We start from the raw sequence: 18,598 nt of genomic DNA on the forward strand, positions 1-18,598 counted from the left end.
CCCGCACGGCCCACAGGACGGCCCCCGATGAGCATCAAGGCATCGCCCGAGGTCAACGCGATGATCTTCATCCTCACCGGGGAGAAGCTCATCGACGCCGACGAGGACCTCGCCTACGAGAGCCGCCGGCCCTACTCCGGCCTCGGCCGCAAGGTGGACCGGCTGTCCTCGTTGATCGACAAGTCGGTCCACGACATCGCCGAGGTGATGCCGGACGACCTGTCCAAGTCGTACGCCAGGGCGATGGGCATGCTCATCGACGACGGCGGCAAGAACTACCTGCGCGAGTTCGCCGAACAGCTCGACAAGATCGCCGAGGGCCGGCGGAAGACCTCCATGGACATCATGGAGTCCAAGTGGCAGGTCATCGCCGAGGTCATCCGGCTGCTCATCGAGATCGCCATCTACCTGGCGATGTCCTTCTTCACCGGCGGCGCCTCGGCCAGCCAGATCATGATGGCCAAGCTGCGCAGCCGGTTCCTCATCCTCACCACGCTCACCCACCTGCTGCAGCGGCTGCACCTGGCGCCCTCGCTGACGGAGGCGTTCGCCGAGGCGTTCACCACCTTCGCGGTGCGGCTGGCGATGATGAACTTCGCCCCGAACGGCCGCCGCCCCGACGGGTTCGACTGGAACGACATCCTGAAGTCCGCCGCGTTCGGCGCCGCCGCGGGCTTCCTCACCAGCATCTTCGACGACATCGCCAAGAAGATCGTCAAGAGCTGGGACAACAACTTCCTCAAGAACGGGCCCGACCTCGACTTCAAGCCCAACCCCAACCTGAAGAACACCCCGAACCCCGAGTTCAAGAACAACGGCCCCGGCCCCAACCCCAAGCCGGACCCCGACCCCGGGCCCACCCCGAAGGACCGGCCGGACCCCGTTCCGAACGCGAACGGCCCGAACGCGAACGGCCCGGGCCTCACGAACAACCCGCCGGTGACCTTCCGGAACAACCCGCTCTCCTTCCGGAACAACCCGAACCTGTGGCGGAACAACCAGATCCTGCGCAACAACGCCGACCGGCCGGGCGCGCTGGCCGGCCACTACGGGATCAAGGGGACGGCCGACTTCCTCGCCGCCGGCGCCGGCGAGGCACTCGCGGAGATCCTGATCAAGGGCGCCTTCGACGGCGACTGGTCCACGAGCTGGTCCACCTTCGTCGGCGCGGGCATCAGCAGCCAGGTCGAGGCCACGCTCACCGACACCGCCCTCAACAGCGGCGCCGAACTGCGCCACATCATCGACAAGTTGCGCAACCAGCCGCCCACCGTCTCCGCCGACACCGGTGACACGGGCGACACCAGGGACTCCGACACCCGGGACACCGCCGACTCCTCACGCACCCAGGACGGCGACGGCCCGGACCGCACCGGCGGCCCCGCGAACACGGACCTCACGGGCGGCGCCGTCTCCACGCGTACGTCCCCCACGCCCAGTTCCGTGGACAGCCCGCCGCCGTACACGAGCCAGGACCCTCCGCTCTACAGCACCCAGGACCCTCCGCCGTACTCCCCGGGCTCGTTGCCCGCGACGGCCGCCGAGAACGCCCTGTGGCAGCAGGTCCACAACGGCCCCGCCGACGTCCGCGAGCAGGCCCTGCACGACATCGCCGCCCTGCGCGGCGCCCAGCCGCCCGGCAACGCGGAGATCGACGTCCGCGACAGCCTGCACGGCAACCTCTCGCAGATACCCGAGGTCCGCGTGCTGCCCGCCGGAGACGGCCCGGCGGTCCAGGTCGACGCCGACGAGGTCCGCCGCGCCCTGGACGGCTTCGGCACGCCGACGACGGTGGAGGACTCGCTCGACGGGTTGGGGTCCTCGGGGAGCGACACCACCGGCACATCGGATGTGACCGTACAGAACAGCGTGGACGGGACAGTCGAGCAGGAGGCGCCGGGCCAGGTCGGTGGCAACCCCGCCGCGTCCAACGGCTCCCAGACGGCACCCGGGACCGGCAACAGCGCCCGTCCCGGTGGCGCGCCCGCGACGGGAGGCAGCCAGACTCCCTCCGGCTCGCAGCCCCAGAGCACCCGCACCCCGGACGTCACGGCGACGCCGGACGGCCCGCAGATCACGCAGGACGGCTCCGCACAACCCTCCGTGACCTCGGAAACCTCCGCTTCCACGGAGGCCCCCTCTTCTCCTACGACGACCCACTCCTCGGAGACCGCCAACTCGGCCGACACCACCGGCACTTCGGAGGGCTCCTCCGAGAATGTCCTCACCCCGGACGCCGACATCACCAACGCTCCGCCGAAGGTGAGCACCACAGGGTCCTACGCCCACACCGGCGACGTAAGCCAGGCGCCGCCGCTGACGATCGTCGTCTCGGAGGGGGCGATGCCGGGGGAGGGGTCCCCGGAGGCTGCCGACCTGCTGGACCGGGCCGGGGCCGACCGGGCCGTCGTGCTGGGACCTGCGGTCACGCCGGACGGTGCCGGGCGGCCGGTTCGCGCCGCCGTCGAGCTGACTCGGGAGGGGCCGGGCGCACCGGTCCGCGTACGCCCGCTCACGGGCCCCGCGCCGACCCTGACGCGGGACAACACCACGGTCACGACCGAGACGGCATTCCCCGGCGCGGACATCCTGCTGCCGCTCGCCGACGCCCTCGGCCCCGCACCCCGCCCCGCCACCCAGAGCACCGCGACGACCGACGGCGACCCGGTGAGCACCACCACCACCGCCCCGCCGCCCAAGAAGGTGCTCACCGAGTCCTCAACGCCCGTGCACAGCAACGGAATCACCTCCGATTCCACGGTCTCCACCCTCCCCGCCGCGGCCAAGCTCGCCACCCTGTCCCGCCCCTGGACGGAGACGGCCACCGACCTGCACCTGGAGTCGGAACACACCAACGGCACCGGCGGCAACGCGCCCGGCACCGGCGGCGGACGCGGACCCGGCGACGACGGCACCCCGCCCCCGCCTCCACCCGCGACGCAGGACACGAGCACGCCCGCGCCCCCCATGGCCGTCCCGCCGCAGGGCCGCATCATCGTGCGGCCGGCGGACAGCGCGGACGACGAAGCCACCTCCGACGACGGCAACACCTCCACCCCTGAGCCGGCGGTCACCACTCTTGACGGCCACTCGGTCCCGCTGACGCAGCTGCGGCGCTGGGTGCCGGGGTCCGCCGTAAAGCCGCAGCCGGGGCGGGCCGTTCAGACGCTGACCATCTCGCAGAGCCCCGCCGAGGACGGTACGTCGCGTGACGCGGGCCGTCGGGCGCTGCTCGGCCAGGACACCTTCCGCGGGGTGCGCACCACTTCGGGTCCGACCCCGTCGGCCCCGCCCCGCACGGTGTTCACCGGACCGCCGGCCGCCCTCCCCGGGGCCGGCACCGACCAGGGCGCCGACTACTTCGTGGGGCACGGCACCGCGCGTACCGTCACGCTGGGCACCGACGACGCGGCACGCCCCACCGTCAAGGTCAGCGGTGTGCAGCTCGGCGAGGTGCTCAAGTCCTGGGCGCAGGACGGCGATCAGCAGCGACCGCTCGTGCTGTTCTCCTGCGAGACCGGTCAGCAGCCGCTGGTGGCGGGGCTACCGGTGGCCCAGCACGTGGCGAACCGCACCGGACGGCCGGTGTACGCCCCGACCACCGAGGTCGGCACGGCCAGGGACCGGGACGGCGACGTCCGCGCGGTACTCACCCAGGGCGCGGACGGGCCGGGACGCTGGCGGCTGTTCACCCCGGAGCCCGGCGGCGCCGACCTGGACGCGCTGGCCCGCGACGCCGGTCTGCACACTGGCCCGGAACCCGCCGACGCCTTCGCCCGGGCGCGTACCCTCCAGCACATCCGCACCCTGCGCGACGCGCTCGGCCCGGACGCCGAACAGCATCCGGAGAACCGGGAGTTGCTCGCCGGGCTGGCGTACGTGGACGGGCTGCGCTGGCTCAGTCCGGCCACCGCGGCCCGCTACGGCGACGGCCGGATGACGCCGGACCTGCTGCGCCGGATGGTCTCCGACCGGCCCGGCGTCACGGTCGATCCGGCGACCGGACCGACGACGCAGCAGTACACCGAGTTTCTGCGCGCCGCGGCCGAGTTGCGCTCCACCGCCGGACCGGACACGACACTCGACGCCCTGCTGCCCCCGCCGCCGCCCACGCTCCCGCCGGGCACCCTGGTCTCGCCGGAGGACGTGCGCGGGCTCGGCTACGCGCCGTCCGCGCAGATCACCTGGTCGCTCTCCAGCACCCCGCTGCCGCTGTCCGAGCTGGGACTGAGCGCCGAGGACGCCGCCGAACTCGCCCGGCGCAGGCCCGACCTGGCGCCCGCGCCGAGCCGCCCGGAGAGCCTCGCCGAGGACCTGGCCCTGTTCAGCAAGGACGCCACGACCGCGGACGGCGTGCGAGCGGACGGCCGGGACTTCCGGCGGCTGGACACCCCCGGCGGCGGCAACTGCCTGTTCCGGGCACTGCTCGACAGCGCGCGCAGCCAGGACGTACCGCCGGCGTGGGCCGCGCGCAACGTCGCCGGGCTGCGTGGACTGCTGCGTGACCGGATAGCCGGGTCGGAACTGGCCGCCGCGGCGGCCGAGGCCACCCCGGACCCAGTGCTCGCCGTGGTGGACGACCTGCGGATGACCGCGCTCGCAGGGGTGCGGAACCCCGACGCGCAGCGCAGGATCACCCAACGCTGGAACGGCATCGCGCAGGCCGTCGTCAATGACGGCGACGCCCGGCGGTGGCGGCGCATCCTCCGTGACAGCGGCTATCCGCAACTCGCCGAGATAGCGCCCACGCCCGACGACGCACGTCGGCTGGGCACCGAGGGACTCCTCGCCGCGGCGGCCGAACACGCCGGGCTGTGGGCCTCCCCGTTCGCCGACGTGCTCCCGCAGGCGCTGGCCCACACCCTCGACCTCGATCTGCGCCTGGTCCAGGCCGACCCGCACGCACCGGCCAACACCTTCGTCACCCCCCTCCACCCCGGCGGCAGCGGCGGCACCCTGCACCTGGCCTACAACGGCACCGACCACTTCGACGCCCTGGTCCCGGCCAACGCCCCGCTCACCCCCGAACCGGACACCGTCACGACCCCCGCGGACCCGGCCACCGACGAGCCGGAAGGCGACGACCCCTTCGGTGAGTGGCTGCGCGGCATGGGCGGGATCACCGACCTCGACAGCCCCGACACCGAAACGTCCGACCGGGGTGACCCGGTGCCGCTGGAGACGCAGCTCGAACGGCACCGCCCGGCCCGCCTGCTGACCGGGCCGGACGCCCGGCCACCGGGCACGGCACCGCGCACCGTCACCTTCGAGGACGGCAGCCGGCTGCCCACCGTCCTCATCGACCCCGGCGCCGATCCGGATCCGGACGACGGCGGCCCCGAGTCCCGCACCGACAGCACCCGAAGGAGCCGGCCTACCGGCCTCTTCGCCGGCCCTGGCGTCCTCACCCTGCGCTCGCCCGAGCAGGTCGCCGCGGAGATCCTCGGGCAGCTGCCGAAGAAGCTGCGCGACCAGTTCGACGAGGCGGAACTGCTGCGCCTGCTGACCGACCAGCCCGGAGCCTTCACCGCCCCACGCGGCGCACGCTTCGTGGGCCGGGAGAAGTCCGGCGTCGGCCACGAGATGACCGTCGAGGCCATCCCGTACCACCGCTGGGAACGCTTCTCCGACGTGAACGGCGGCACCACCCGCCTGGACACCATGCGGCGCGGCCAGGCCGGCACTGGCGGCGGGCGCAGTGTCGGCCACGGCCGCCGGATCGCCGCCGCGCTGGGCATGGGCCCACCGCTCAACTGGCTGCTGAAGATCGGCGTTTCGCTGGGCTGGACCCGCCGTACCGACTACTCCCTCGGTACCCAGGCGTACCACCAGACCGAGCACCGCGCCCACGAGGGCTCGCACCTGCACCTGGACGACGTCCACTACCGGGTACGGGTGGAGCGCGTCACCGAGGCGCCGAAGGCCACGGGCCCGGCCACTTCGCCCGCGACGGCCCCGACTTGGCGGCGCAGCCAGGTGCACACCGCCCGGTTCGCCATGCGGGACGGACTGAGCTGGCGGCTGCCCGACGACCTCACCGTGCCGTTCAACGGACCCCGCCGGGCACCGGAGACGCTCACCTTCCCGGACGGGACCGAGCCACGGATGACCGACACCACGGGACTGCACCTGGTCGACCCGCCGGAGGACATCGCGCTCGCCATCTCCGGGGCCCGCCCCGGCAGTTCGGCGCACCGCACACTGATCTCGTACGTCCGTCCGGGACGGCTGCTCGCCCTGTTCGGGCGGTTCTCCGGGCCGGTCAGCGGACCCGAGTTGACGCGGGGGAGCGGGCAGCACCCGCTGGGGCACCTCGTCGTGGAGCGGTCGATCCCGCACCGGGCCACCCTGGTCGCCGAGTCGGTCAAGGCGGAGCTGCGCGACCTCACCCAGACCACGTACCAGAACGAGCGCGGCCACGTTCGCGACACCCGCTTCGGCGTCCAGATCACCGCCGGTCCCAACTACACCCTCGTCGGCCCGGAGGCCGACGTACGCCTCCAGGGCGGGCCGCTCGTCCGCGCGGACCTCAGCTCCGGGCGCGGCCACTACCTCGGCACCGACGCGGCCCGCAAGACCACCGGCCGGCTGCGCAACCACCCGGTCGCGCTCTACCGGGTGGAGCGCACCCTCATGGTGCGCAAGGCCGGCGAACCGGCGTCCGCGGCCCGCGCGGTGCGGGTGGTCAGCCTGGACTGGATCTCCACCCAGGACGCACGCCGACTGGCCGGCTGGGACAGCCGTACGCCCGGACAGACGGGCCCGAACCCGGACGCCGAGCCGCCGGTGCCGTGGTACCTCACCCGGGAGGACCCGGTACACCTCAGCGGCCAGGTCCGCGCCGAGGGCTTCCGCCCCGACCGCCCGCAGAACCCCGTGCCGACCCCGGGGGAGAGCGGACAGCAGAACCCCGTGCCGATCCAGGGGGACAACGCACAGCAGAACCCGCCGCAGAACCAGGACGGGCAGCCCGCCCCGCCGGACCCCCTGCGCGCCTTCGCCGACTCCGTCCTCGACACCCTGCACCGCTCCTACCCGTCGCTGTTCGTGCCACCGCTGATGCTGCGATACCCGCGGCTGGCCCGGTTCTGGTACGGCGACGGGCGGATGCGGACCGCGCTGCACAACGACCGTCAGGTCCGCGAGGCGCTCAACCGGCCCAGCCTGGCGCAGAGTCTGGACGACCTGACCACCACCGGCGTGCCGGTCACCCTCACCGAGGACGGCAAGGTGCGCCGCGGCCACCACACGCTGATCCTGCGGGCGAGGCTCACCGACCGCCGGTTCGAGACCACCATGAGCGAACGCTCGCTGCGCAACGCGGTGATCGGCACCGAGGTGTCCGGCCAGGGGCAGCAGGCCTCCGTCACCCTGTCCGGCGGTGTCGAGCTGGGCATCTCCCCGCGCGACCACGACAAGGTGCCCGAGGCGGGGGTGCCGCGCCAGACCGGCAACGTGTCCGTGGGCGCCCGCTACGCCAAGACCGACCAGAAGGCCACCCGCAGCACGGCCGCGGTCACCCACGACCACCTGATGTTCCAGAACGGCGCCGACCTCTACAGCTACCAGGTGGAACTGGGCGCCTCCTTCGAGGGACACCGCCGCCCGCGCGGCTGGGCCCGGCTCGCCTCGCTCGGCCTCCTCGGCGCCGGTGTCTTCGTCAGCAAGGTCGAGGAGCGCCCGCTGTTCAACCGCGGCAGCGAGACCGTGGGTCGCGTGGAGCTGGCCGTGCCTGCGGCGCACGGCTCCGACCGGCACGCCCCCGCCGACCCGCCGCCCACCGGACCGGCGCCGGCACCCGCACCCGTGCGGCTCTCCGCCGTCGAGGCCGACCAACTCCTCGACGGCACCCGCCCGTTGCCGAGGACGGACTCGGCGAGCCAGGGTCTCGTCCGCAGGCTGCTGCGCGCCCCGCACGTGGTGCTCAGCACCGAGGGCGGCGCACAGCGCCAGCAGCTGGTGCAGGACACCGCCGACCGCGCCTCCGGCACCTCCTGGCACGTCAGCGCGCCCGGCGCCCCGGTGCGCAGCGCACTGCGCCGGGCGATGGCCAACCTCCACGTGGCCGGTCAACTCGGCCAGTACCTGGGCCCGTTCGGCTCCCGCATCACCGGACTCAACGGCGCAGGACCGCTCCAGACCCACTACCTGAAGGCCGCGGTCCGCGGCGAACTGGACAACCTGCGGGTCAAGAGCGACCCGAAGGCGGCCAGCCTCGAAGCGACCATCGGCAACGAGCACCGTGTGGCCGGCAGTACGAGCACCGTCTCGCGCACCACCCTCGGCGTCCAGGGCGCCGACATGCCCCTCCAGCAGGCCCCCGGCGGACCGGCCGTCGTCGGCTCCTACTCGACCGCCCTCCAGTACGCCTGGGGCAAGGGCCGCAGCGTCGCCCAGACCCTCACCCGGGGACGCAACACGACCCTCACCTACGCCGGCCGGATGTACCTGGTGGTCGCCGACGCCGCCGAGACCGTCGCCGTACGGGACCGCTGGACGGCCGCGATGGGCACCGTCGGCACCCGTGTCGGCGCCGGGATCAGCTCCGCCGCCGGACGGCTGTCCGAGGGTCTCGGCCGCGCACTCGCCCCGCGCCGGGCCGCCGCCGCGCTCCAACGGGTCCGCGACGCGGTGATGTTCCACCTGCCCATGCAGGACGTCATCGAGGCCGGGCTCGCCCCCGACGGCCTCGGTACCGACACCCCGCGCAACCTCGGGCGCGGCTACCGCGTGCCGCCCTTCCTGCGCGGCCGCCGCTTCCCGGGCCACCCGAGCGGTCAGCTCGACGCGAGCCATGCCGCCCAGCAGCTCATGGGGCGGATGACGAAGATCGGCGTGTCCTCGCACGACCGGGAACAGGTCCTCCAGCGGCTCTCCCCGGACTTCCTGCGCGCCCATCTGCACGAGCTGACGACCGACGGAATGACCCTGCCGGTGCGCTACCGCACCTGGCGCAGCCCGAGCCGGCTGCCGGTCGGCGGCAGCCCCGCACAGGTCCGGTTCAAGCTGACCCCGGTCACCACCACCGTGGAACGGCTGCGCACCGGCTTCGAGTTGGAGGACTACCGCACCACCGCCCGCGACAACTCCGGCAGCTCCTCCCAGGACCGCGGCGCCGACGTCACGCTCGCCACCGGCCAGCGCGCGGCGGAGAGCGGCATCCTCCTCGCCAACCCCTCGCTCCAGGGCACTGCCGCCAAGCAGCGCTCCAGCACCCGGACCGAGACAGCCGGCAACACCTCGATGCCGAACATCGCCACCACGCAGGCGCACGCCGAGATCGTCACCAGCTACATCCTGACCGTCACCATGACCGACGCCTCGGGTGAAGCACTGTCACCCCGGGCCGTGACGTCGGTCGGCACCCTCAACGAGATCGTCCCGGCCGGCCTGCTCACCCCCACCGACGACGGCGCCGACGGCATGCTCACCGAGGAGGACGTGCCCGAACCGGAGCGGGCGGTGCAGATGCTGACCGCCGATCAGGCACGCCCGCGGGGCATCGCCGCCTGGCGGAGCGGCGACGACGGCACCGGCAACGCCGACCCGGACGTCCTGCCCTTCGACGACCGCATCGGCTCCGGCATCCTCGCCGTCGACATCCGGGGCGCGGCCAACGTGCAGGATGCCCTGACCCTCGCCACCGCCCGCGCCGACGGCATGGGCGACAGCGACCTCGGCCGCCGCCACACCGGCAACGTCCTCACCGAGCGCGTGCGCATGGCCCGTCTCACCCCGCTCACCGGCCTCGGCACCGCCCCCGCGCAGGCCCAGCAGGAGGCCACCACACAGGTCGGGCTCACCGCAGGCTTCCGCGAGGCCCTCGGCACGAACGGCTCACAGCTCCCCGCCCAGGCCTCGGCCCGCCTGTTCGGACAGTCCCACACCGCCGACTCCCGCCTCTACGCGAAGATGCACCGCACCGGCGCCCGGCTGCTCGCCGTCGAGAGCAAGCCGCGTATGGAGGCCATGCAGCGCTCGAAGACCTCCGACGCGCTGGAGGCCGGCATCACCGACAACGTCGAGGGCATGGTCGGCACGTCGCCGCTCGCGGGCAACAGCAACGCGGGCGTCACCAACCCGGGCGCCTCGGTCCCGATCGGCGGTGCGAACGACGGCACCGGCCTCAAGGGCACCGTCGACACCACCCTCGGCACCCACCTCAAGGTCGTCACCGACCGCAGCATGCTCTTCGCGGTCCCGGTGAGCTGGCTGTCCGTGGCCGAAGTGGACCACCACCTCACCGACAGCCGCCCACTGCACGCGCTCGGCAAGGCCAAACGCGGCCCGCGCGCCGCCGAGGCCGAGACCACCGCCCTGGTCTGGCTCCGCGAGGACATCGCCCGCGACTACGGCCTCCTGGACGACACCACCTTCCCCGACGAGGTCGGCGCGGCCTGGGACGCCATGGCCAAGGCGGCCGGCGACCTCGCCGCCGCCGAGAAGGGCTACTACGACGCCCGGGCCAGGGCCCGCGAGACCTGGCTGGACCTGACCGCGGACGAACAGGCCGCACTCGGCGACGACCGGCCCGACCTGCCGACCGTCCTGCCGCAGTCCGTGGCCCAGTCCCCGGCCGTCGCCGCGTGGCAGGCCGCCCGCGAGGAGGTGCGCCGCTGGCAGGGACACACCGACTCCGCCGCCGCGGACCACCACCGGCTGCACCTCGCGGCATCCCGCCTCACCGCCCACCACCAGGGACGGGCGACGGTCCCGGTGCCCGACAGGGCGCAGGAGTACACCGAGCCGGCCTGGCGCTCCGAGGCCCCCGAGCCGTACCGGATCACCGACGGCACCGACTCCGCCCCGCGCACCCTCACCTCGCCCGACGGCACCACGGTGCGCGAGGTGCACGACATGCCGCACGACGGCGCCTCGTTCTTCCACGCCCTGATCGCCGTCGCCCAGGACCGCGGCCGGCTGCCCCACCTCCTCGGCACCGACCTCGCGGCCCGGTTCACCGCCGCCCCCGGCGACGCGGCGGTCACCGAACGGGCCGTGCGGGCCGCCCGCAACCGCCTGGCCTGGGAGCTGGGCGAGAACCGCAACGAGGACCTGCTCGACACCCTCGCCCTCGACGCCGCGGACACCTTCACCCAGGACGAACTCGACTTCGCGCAAGTACGGCTGACCCCCGCCCAGCAGGCCGAGTTCGACGCGTTCGGCCGTCTACCGCAGACGCTCTGGCCGACCCCCGAGCAACGGGTGGCGCTGGCCACCGCCGCCATGCTCCGGCCGTTCACGAGCGAGCCGCCGCAGAGCGGCACCGCACAACCCGCCCCGCCGGAACGCCGCGCCGGCGACCACGGCGGCGCCGACCTGCTGCCCGCCCTCGCCGCCCGGCTCCTCGGCACCCCGGTCACCGTGGTGACCGGCGAGGGCCGCGAGCAGCGCTTCCTCCCGCACGGCACCGATCCGGCCGCCGTCGACCCGGCCACCGACCCCGTCCTCTTCAACGCCGACGGCTACTTCCACGCCACCCTTCCGCCCGGCACCCCGCCCCCGGTCGCCACCCCGCTGCCGGCGCCGTCGACCACGTCCGGCAGCGGGACCTCCGACACCGACGTCACCCCTGCACACCGCAGCCACACCAACCCGCCCTGGCACCCGCCCGCCGAGAGCACCGGCCCGCGCTACCGCCTCGCCCGCGACGGCGTCCTCACCGCACCGGACGGCGCCACCTACACCCAGGGCACCCCCACCGGCCGCGGCAACGGCTTCTTCGCCGCGCTCACCACCGCCCTGCGGCACGCGGCCCAACAGCCCGGACTGGAGCGCCACGAGGCGACACGGCTGCGCCTGCGCGCCGACGCACCGCCCGCCCAGCTGATGCGCCTGAACGGCCTGCCCGGCGCCCGTGCCGAACGCGACTCGCTCTTCACGCCACCGCCCCTCACCGTCCGCCCGGGCGCACCCGCACCGAGCCAGGACGCCCGCGACGGACACCTGCGCCGCCATCTCGCCGAGGCCCCCTGGGGTCCCGGGGCGGACCGCGCGGTGGCCGAGTGGGCCGCCGCCGCGACGGGCACCACCGTCACCCTCGTCGAGGAGAACGGCACCGCCCACACCTACCCCGGCCCGTCCGGCGAATCCGGCCCGCACCTTCGACTCCGCCGCCGCGGCGGCGACTTCGTCCCCCTGATCCTGCGCACCCCGGCACCCGCCCCGACCCCGCCGGTCTCCGAGACCGTCCCGCCGCCGTCGGACCAGGACCCGGCCACCGTCCCCCTGCCCCCGTCGCCGACCGGCAGCGACCTCCCGGGCCTGCCCGGCGAGGAGGAGGCGTACGACCTCAGCACGCTGTCGGGCGCGGGCGATCCCACGGACGCGGGCTCCGACGTGGAGATGGACCTCGACTCCGGTTCCGAAGGCGAGCGGGCGGCCGTCGAGGCGAGCCCGGAGCACGCGTTCGCGGTCGAGTTCGCCGACCTGCTGGACGAGGCCGAGCTGCGGGCCGACGCCCTGCTGGACGTCGTACGACGCCGCAACGCACAGTTCGGCGGCTTCCCGGACGTGGCGTTCGACAGCGCGTTCACCGAGCACACCGGGATCGGCGTGCCCGAAGCCCTGGACCAGGTGGAGCAGGCCGGCCGGCTGTCGTCCGAGGAGTACGAGGCGCTCCGGGAGGCGCTCGGTCTCGGGATCGGCGTCCCCTTCACGCAGACGAACCCGCCCGGCACCTCCCAGCGGGACCGCGAGGTGACGCTGCGGATGCTGGACCGGGTGGCACGCCTCGTGAAGGAAGCGCTCCGCAAGCCGGACCGTCAGGCCGACGCCCAGGTCACCCCGCACATCGCCGTCACCGTGCTGCCGGACGGTTCGCTAGGCATCGCCGGCAACACCGGCGCCAAGGCGCTCACCGCCGACGAGGCCGCCTTGGTGGAGCAGGAGCTGCGCTGGTTCGTCTCCGGGCAGGAGCCTGGCGGTACCCAGCGGGTGCGGGAACTGGAGCAGTGGTCGAGGGACGAGGAGTCCCACCGGCAGTGGTCGGCTCGGATGGACCAAGAGGAGCGTGACCTCGCCCAGCGGTCCGCCGATCAGGCGGAGCTGCGGACCCGGCTGGAGGAGCAGTACGAGACGGGTGAATGGGACGACACGCTCCAGCGGCAGTGGGACACCCTGCTGGAGGACGAGACGGCCGCCGGGCAGGAGCAGCAGCGACTGACGGGGGAGCGCCGGCAGTGGCGGCGCGACGAGCGGTGGCTGGCACGCAGGCGGCCCGGTGTCGCACGGGACGTACGGGACCGTACGAAGCTCCGGGCGCTGGCCACCGGCTGGTACCGGCTCTACCACCCGGACTCGCCCGAACTCGACCTCGTCAAGCGGGCGTTGACAAACCCGCGCATCCTCAACGTGGCGGGCCGGGACGGCACCCCGGCACCCGGGGCGCACGGCTCCGAGCACGGCGAGCTGACCCTGCTCGGGCACTGGGTCGCGCACTGGGAGAACAACCCCGGCGACCCGAACACGCCCCAGACGCTGCCGCTGGGCGGGTTCAAGATGGCCTGCGCCTCCTGCGACCTCGCCTACCAGGCGGTCAACGAGCACATCGGGAGCACACTCGGCTACCGGGTGCAGGCGTCCGGCACCCACGGAATGTTCTTCCCCGGCTGGCGCATGCCCCAGTGGATGCGGCAACGGCCGCAACTGGTGCAGCACATCAGGGACAACGCGGAGAACATCGGTGCCTACCTGGACCAGGGCGGCGTACTCCAGGGCGAGCGGACCGAGGGCACACACGAGCAGAATCCCGCCGGCTCCTCGTCCGAGTACGAATCGGGCGACGAGGCCATGGACACGGACGCCATGCCCGACTCCCCGGAACCGGGCACATCCCCGCGACTGCCGCAGACCCTGTCGCCCGGTCCGGACGAGCCCACCGCCACCCCGCCGGTCCCACGAGGCCCGCGCGACAACCGGCCCCGCTTCGTGGTGCGTTCCGGCTTCGACGCCCGCCGCTTCTCGCACGACGGCGATCCGGTCACCGACCTCACGGTGCGCCTCGCGATCCGGGGACCCGAGGGTCAGGCCGAGCACGTACGCCGCCAACTGGCGGAAGGCGTACGTCAGTTGCTCAACGACCCGGCCCACCGCCTGGCCAACGGCGACCGGCTGCATGTGACCGTCGAACATGTCGACCCAGCCGACTCGCCCCATCTGACCGTGGACCTGGCGGGCCGGGACCGTGCGATGGACCAGACGACATGGTGGGCCGACGCGTCTCCGGCACACCTCGTCCACGAACTCACCCACCAGCTCGGCCTGCGCGACGAATACCGGGACTCCGACTCCCCGCACCGACCCCACATCCCCGGCAGCCTGCTCGGTGCCCTGGACGAGCAGCCCGAGGACGCCTCGCTCATGGCCGCCGGCCTCCGAGGGCGGCACCTGGCCCTGATGAGCGCCCTGATCGGCGACGTGACGCCGCAGCCGCAGCAGGGAGACCAGACCTGGGAAGCGGCCCGTACGGCAGCCACGCCCGTCACTCGCAAGTCGGTCTGGGTCGACCCGGTCTCGCTGCCCGGATCCGGGTCTGCCGAGGACGTGACCGACGTCCCGGCCCGCATGCCGCAGGACGCGACCCTCACCCCCTTCAAGTCGGGCAACTACGAGTTCACCAACCTGAAGCACACCAACGAGACCTACCGCGACAAGGCCGTCCGCATCATCGACCTGCTGCGCAAGCACGACACGATCCGGGACTACATCGGCGGCCGCCCCTGCCGGATCACCCTGCATCTGCGCACGACGGAGACCCCGGCCGACGTCACGGACCGCGGCGAGGCCGGGGTCGACATCAACCTTGCGAGCTACTACTTCGAGAAGTACGACATCGGCTACATCATGGGCATGCTGGCCCACGAGATCGGCCTGCACCCGCTCGCCTCCCGGAACACGAACATCCCCGACGAGGAGGAGATGTTCGCGGGCGTGCCGCTGGCCGTGCCCGGACTGTCCGACCTGAAGACGCCTCGCACCATGAGCACCGAGGGCGCGGGCCAGGCCGACCACATCATGGCGGCCTTCCCCAGCAGCACCCGGCACGGGATCTACCGCGACATCGTCGTGAAGATGGCGGGCGTGCTGGCCCAGGACGCGCAGGCACGGGAGGAGGGTGCGAAGGCCAAGGACGTCACGGACCTGATCGACACGTACCTCATGGACCTGGCGACCATCGCGGTCACCAACGACCGGCGCAAGGACGCCGCCTGGGAGCCCCGCTACACGGCGAAGGTCTACAACGCCTACAAGGAGATGTTCGTCGCGCAGCTGGCCGACGACAGCCCCGTCCGCGCGCTGCTGCCCGCGGACAAGAGCTGGTACAACGTGACCGGCAACTTCCTCGGCCTGGGCACCAGCTTCACGTTCAACAACCAGGGCGACAGCATCCAGACCGGCACCGCCACCGACGAAGCCCGCCCCCGCCTCCCTCGAACCGGCACCGAAACAGCACCGCGGCCGACCGGTACGCCACAGCGTCCCCGCGACAACCGGCCCCGCTACGTGGTGCGTTCCGGCTTCGACGCCCGCCGCTTCTCCTACGACGGCGAGCCCGTCACCGACCTCACCGTCCGAGTCGCCCTGCGCGGCACCGACACGCAGGCCGCCCAGGTGTACGACCGGCTCACGGCGGGCGTGCACGAGTTCCTGAACAACCCCGGCCACCGGCTCCCCAACGGCGACCGTCTGCACGTCACCGTCGAGCTGGTCCGGCCGACGGACTCCCCGCACCTGACCGTGAACCTCGCCGGACGTGACCGGGCGATGGACCAGACGACATGGTGGACGGACGCCGACCCGGTCCAGCTCGTCCATGAACTCACCCACCAGCTGGGCCTGCGTGACGAGTACCGCGACGCCGATTCCCCGCACCGCCCCCACATCCCGGGCAGCCTGCTCGGCGCCCTGGACGAGCAGCCCGAGGACGCGTCCCTCGCGCCCGCCGGCCTCCGCGGGCGGCATCTGGCCCTGCTCGGCGCGCTCATCGGCCCCGTCGCCGCACACCCTCAGCCTGAGGACCAGACCTGGGACGCGGCCCGTATGAGCACCGCACCCGTCACGCGTCAGTCCGTCTGGGTCGACCCGGTGTCCCTGCCCGGCACCGGGTCAGCCGAGACAGGGACCGACGTCCCGGCCCGCATGCCGCAGGACGGCACGCTCACTCCCTTCAGGTCGGGCAACTTCGAGTTCACCAACCTGAAGCACACGAACGAGCGGTACCGCGACAAGGCCGTCCGCATCATCGAACTGCTCGGGGACCACCCGACGATCCGGGACTACATCGGCGGCCGCCCCTGCCGCATCACCCTGCACGTGCGGACCACGGAAACCCCGGCCGACGTACGTGACCTGGGCGACGACGGTGTGCAGATCAACCTTGCGAGCTACTACTTCGAGAAGTACGACATCGGCTACATCATGGGCATGATGGCCCACGAGATCGGCCTGCACCCGCTCGCCTCCCGGAACAGGGACATCCCCGACGAGGAAGCGATGTTCCGCGGCATTCCGCTCCCGGTGCCGGGGCTGGCCGACCTGAAGACGCCGCGCACCATGAACACCGACAGCGCGGGCCAGGCGGACCACATCATGGCCGCGTTCCCCAGCAGCACCCGGCACGGGATCTACCGCGACATCGTCCTGAAGATGGCCGACATGCTGGCCGAGGCCGCGCGGGCCGGCGTGGAGGGCGCCAAGGCCAAGGACGTCACCGACCTCATCGACTGCTACCTCATGGACGTCGCCTCCATCGCGATCACCAGCGACTACCGCATGAACGCGGCCAAGGAGCCCGGCAACACCGCCAAGGTCTACAACGCCTACAAGGCCCTGCTCGCCCAGCACATGGCCGAGGACAGCCCCGCCCGTCCCCTGCTGCCCGCCGACAAGGGACTGTTCGGAGTCGTACGGGACTTCGCCCAGCTCGCCACCAGCCTTGCGACGAACAACCGCGGCGACAGCATCCAGCAGCCCATCGCGACGGACGAGGCCCAGCCACGGCTGCCGCAGGGCACGGAGGCGCCGCCGCAGCAAACCCCCTCCACCACACCTCAGTTGCGGGGCTCGCGCGATGGCCGTCCGCGATTCGTGGTGCGGGCCGGCTTCGACGCGAGGCGGTTCTCGTACGAGGGCGAGCCGGTCACCGACCTCACCGTGCGCCTCGCGATCCGGGGTCCGCAGGACCAGGCCGCTCAGGTGCGCGACCGCCTCGCGGCAGGCGTGCGTGAGTTCCTGAACGCGCCCGCGTACCGCCTGCCGAACGGGGACCGTCTACACGTGACCGTCGAGCACGTCGACCCCTCCGACGACCCGCAGTTGACGGTGGATCTGGCGGACCGGGACCGGGTGATGGACCAGAACACCTGGTGGGCCGATGCCGACCCGATCCATTTCGTCCACGAACTCACCCATCAGCTGGGCCTGCGCGACGAGTACCGCGACGCGGCATCCCCGCACCGCCCGCACGTCCCGGGCAGCCTGCTGGGCGCTCTGAACGAGTCCCCCGAGGACGCCTCACTCGCCGCCGGCGGCCTCCGCGGCCGGCACCTGGCCCTGCTCGGCGCGCTCATCGGGGACGTCACCCCTGCCCCCGACCTGGACACCGCGCAGACCTGGGACACGGCCCGGACCGCGGCCGTACCCGTCCCGCACAAGTCGGTGTGGGTGGACCCGGTCTCCCTGCCCGAGCCGGCGGATGGCACGACGGCCGACGGAGTCCCGGCGCAGGTGCAGCAGGACCAGAACGCCCAACCGGCGCCCGCCTACGTGCCGTTCTCCTCGGAGAACTTCGAGTTCACCAATCTCAGGTTCACGGACGACAGGTACCTCGCCAAGGCCGTCCGCATCATGGAGCTGCTGCGCAAGCACGACACGATCCGGGACTACATCGGCGGCCGCACCTGCCGTATCACCCTCCGCGTGCGCACCACCGAGACCCCGGCCGACGTGATCGACCGCGGCACGGACGGTGTGGACATCAACCTTGCGAGCTACTACTTCGAGAAGTACGAGATCGGCTACATCATGGGGATGCTGGCCCACGAGATCGGCCTGCACCCGCTTGCCTCCAGGAACACGAACATCCCCGACGAGGAGTCGATGTTCGAAGGAGTCCCGCTCGCCGTACCGGGCCTGACGGACCTGAAGACGCCTCGCACCATGAGCACCGAGGGCGCGGGCCAGGCCGATCACATCATGGCCGCGTTCCCCAGCAGCACCCGGCACGGGATCTACCGCGACATCGTCGTGGCGATGGCCCGGATCCTGGCGCAGGACGCGGCGAACGGGGCGCAGAACGCGCAGGCCAGGGACGTCACGGACCTGATCGACTGCTACCTGATGGACCTCGCCTCGATCGCGGTGACCAACGACCACCGGATGCAGGCGGCGACGGAGCCCGGCTACACGGCGAAGGTCTTCAACGCCTACAAGCAGGCGCTCCTCGCCCAGTTGCCTGCCGACTCCCCGCTCCGGGCCCTCCTTCCGTCGGACAAGAGCATGTTCGGTGTGATGAACGACTTCCGTCGAATCGGCACCTACATCGCGCTCAACAACCGCGGCGACAGCATCCAGCAGACCGACCCGACCTGATCGCGCC

Annotated in this window: 1 protein-coding gene; it reads left to right on the forward strand. The window is 72.8% G+C overall.

What is annotated here, in order from left to right:
- Window positions 1-27 precede the first annotated feature (27 nt).
- A complete protein-coding gene (locus CP983_RS41995) occupies window positions 28-18,591 on the forward strand; it encodes a hypothetical protein (RefSeq protein WP_150505736.1) in 18,564 nt (6,187 codons plus the stop codon).
- The last annotated feature ends 7 nt before the right edge of the window (window positions 18,592-18,598 follow it).

It is taken from the genome of Streptomyces chartreusis (assembly GCF_008704715.1).
Classification (GTDB): domain Bacteria; phylum Actinomycetota; class Actinomycetes; order Streptomycetales; family Streptomycetaceae; genus Streptomyces; species Streptomyces chartreusis.

What these genes read in the sequence shown, in the direction of transcription:
- CP983_RS41995 (WP_150505736.1), top strand. Translation starts at nt 28, where the DNA reads ATGAGCATCAAGGCATCGCCCGAGGTCAACGCGATGATCTTCATCCTC.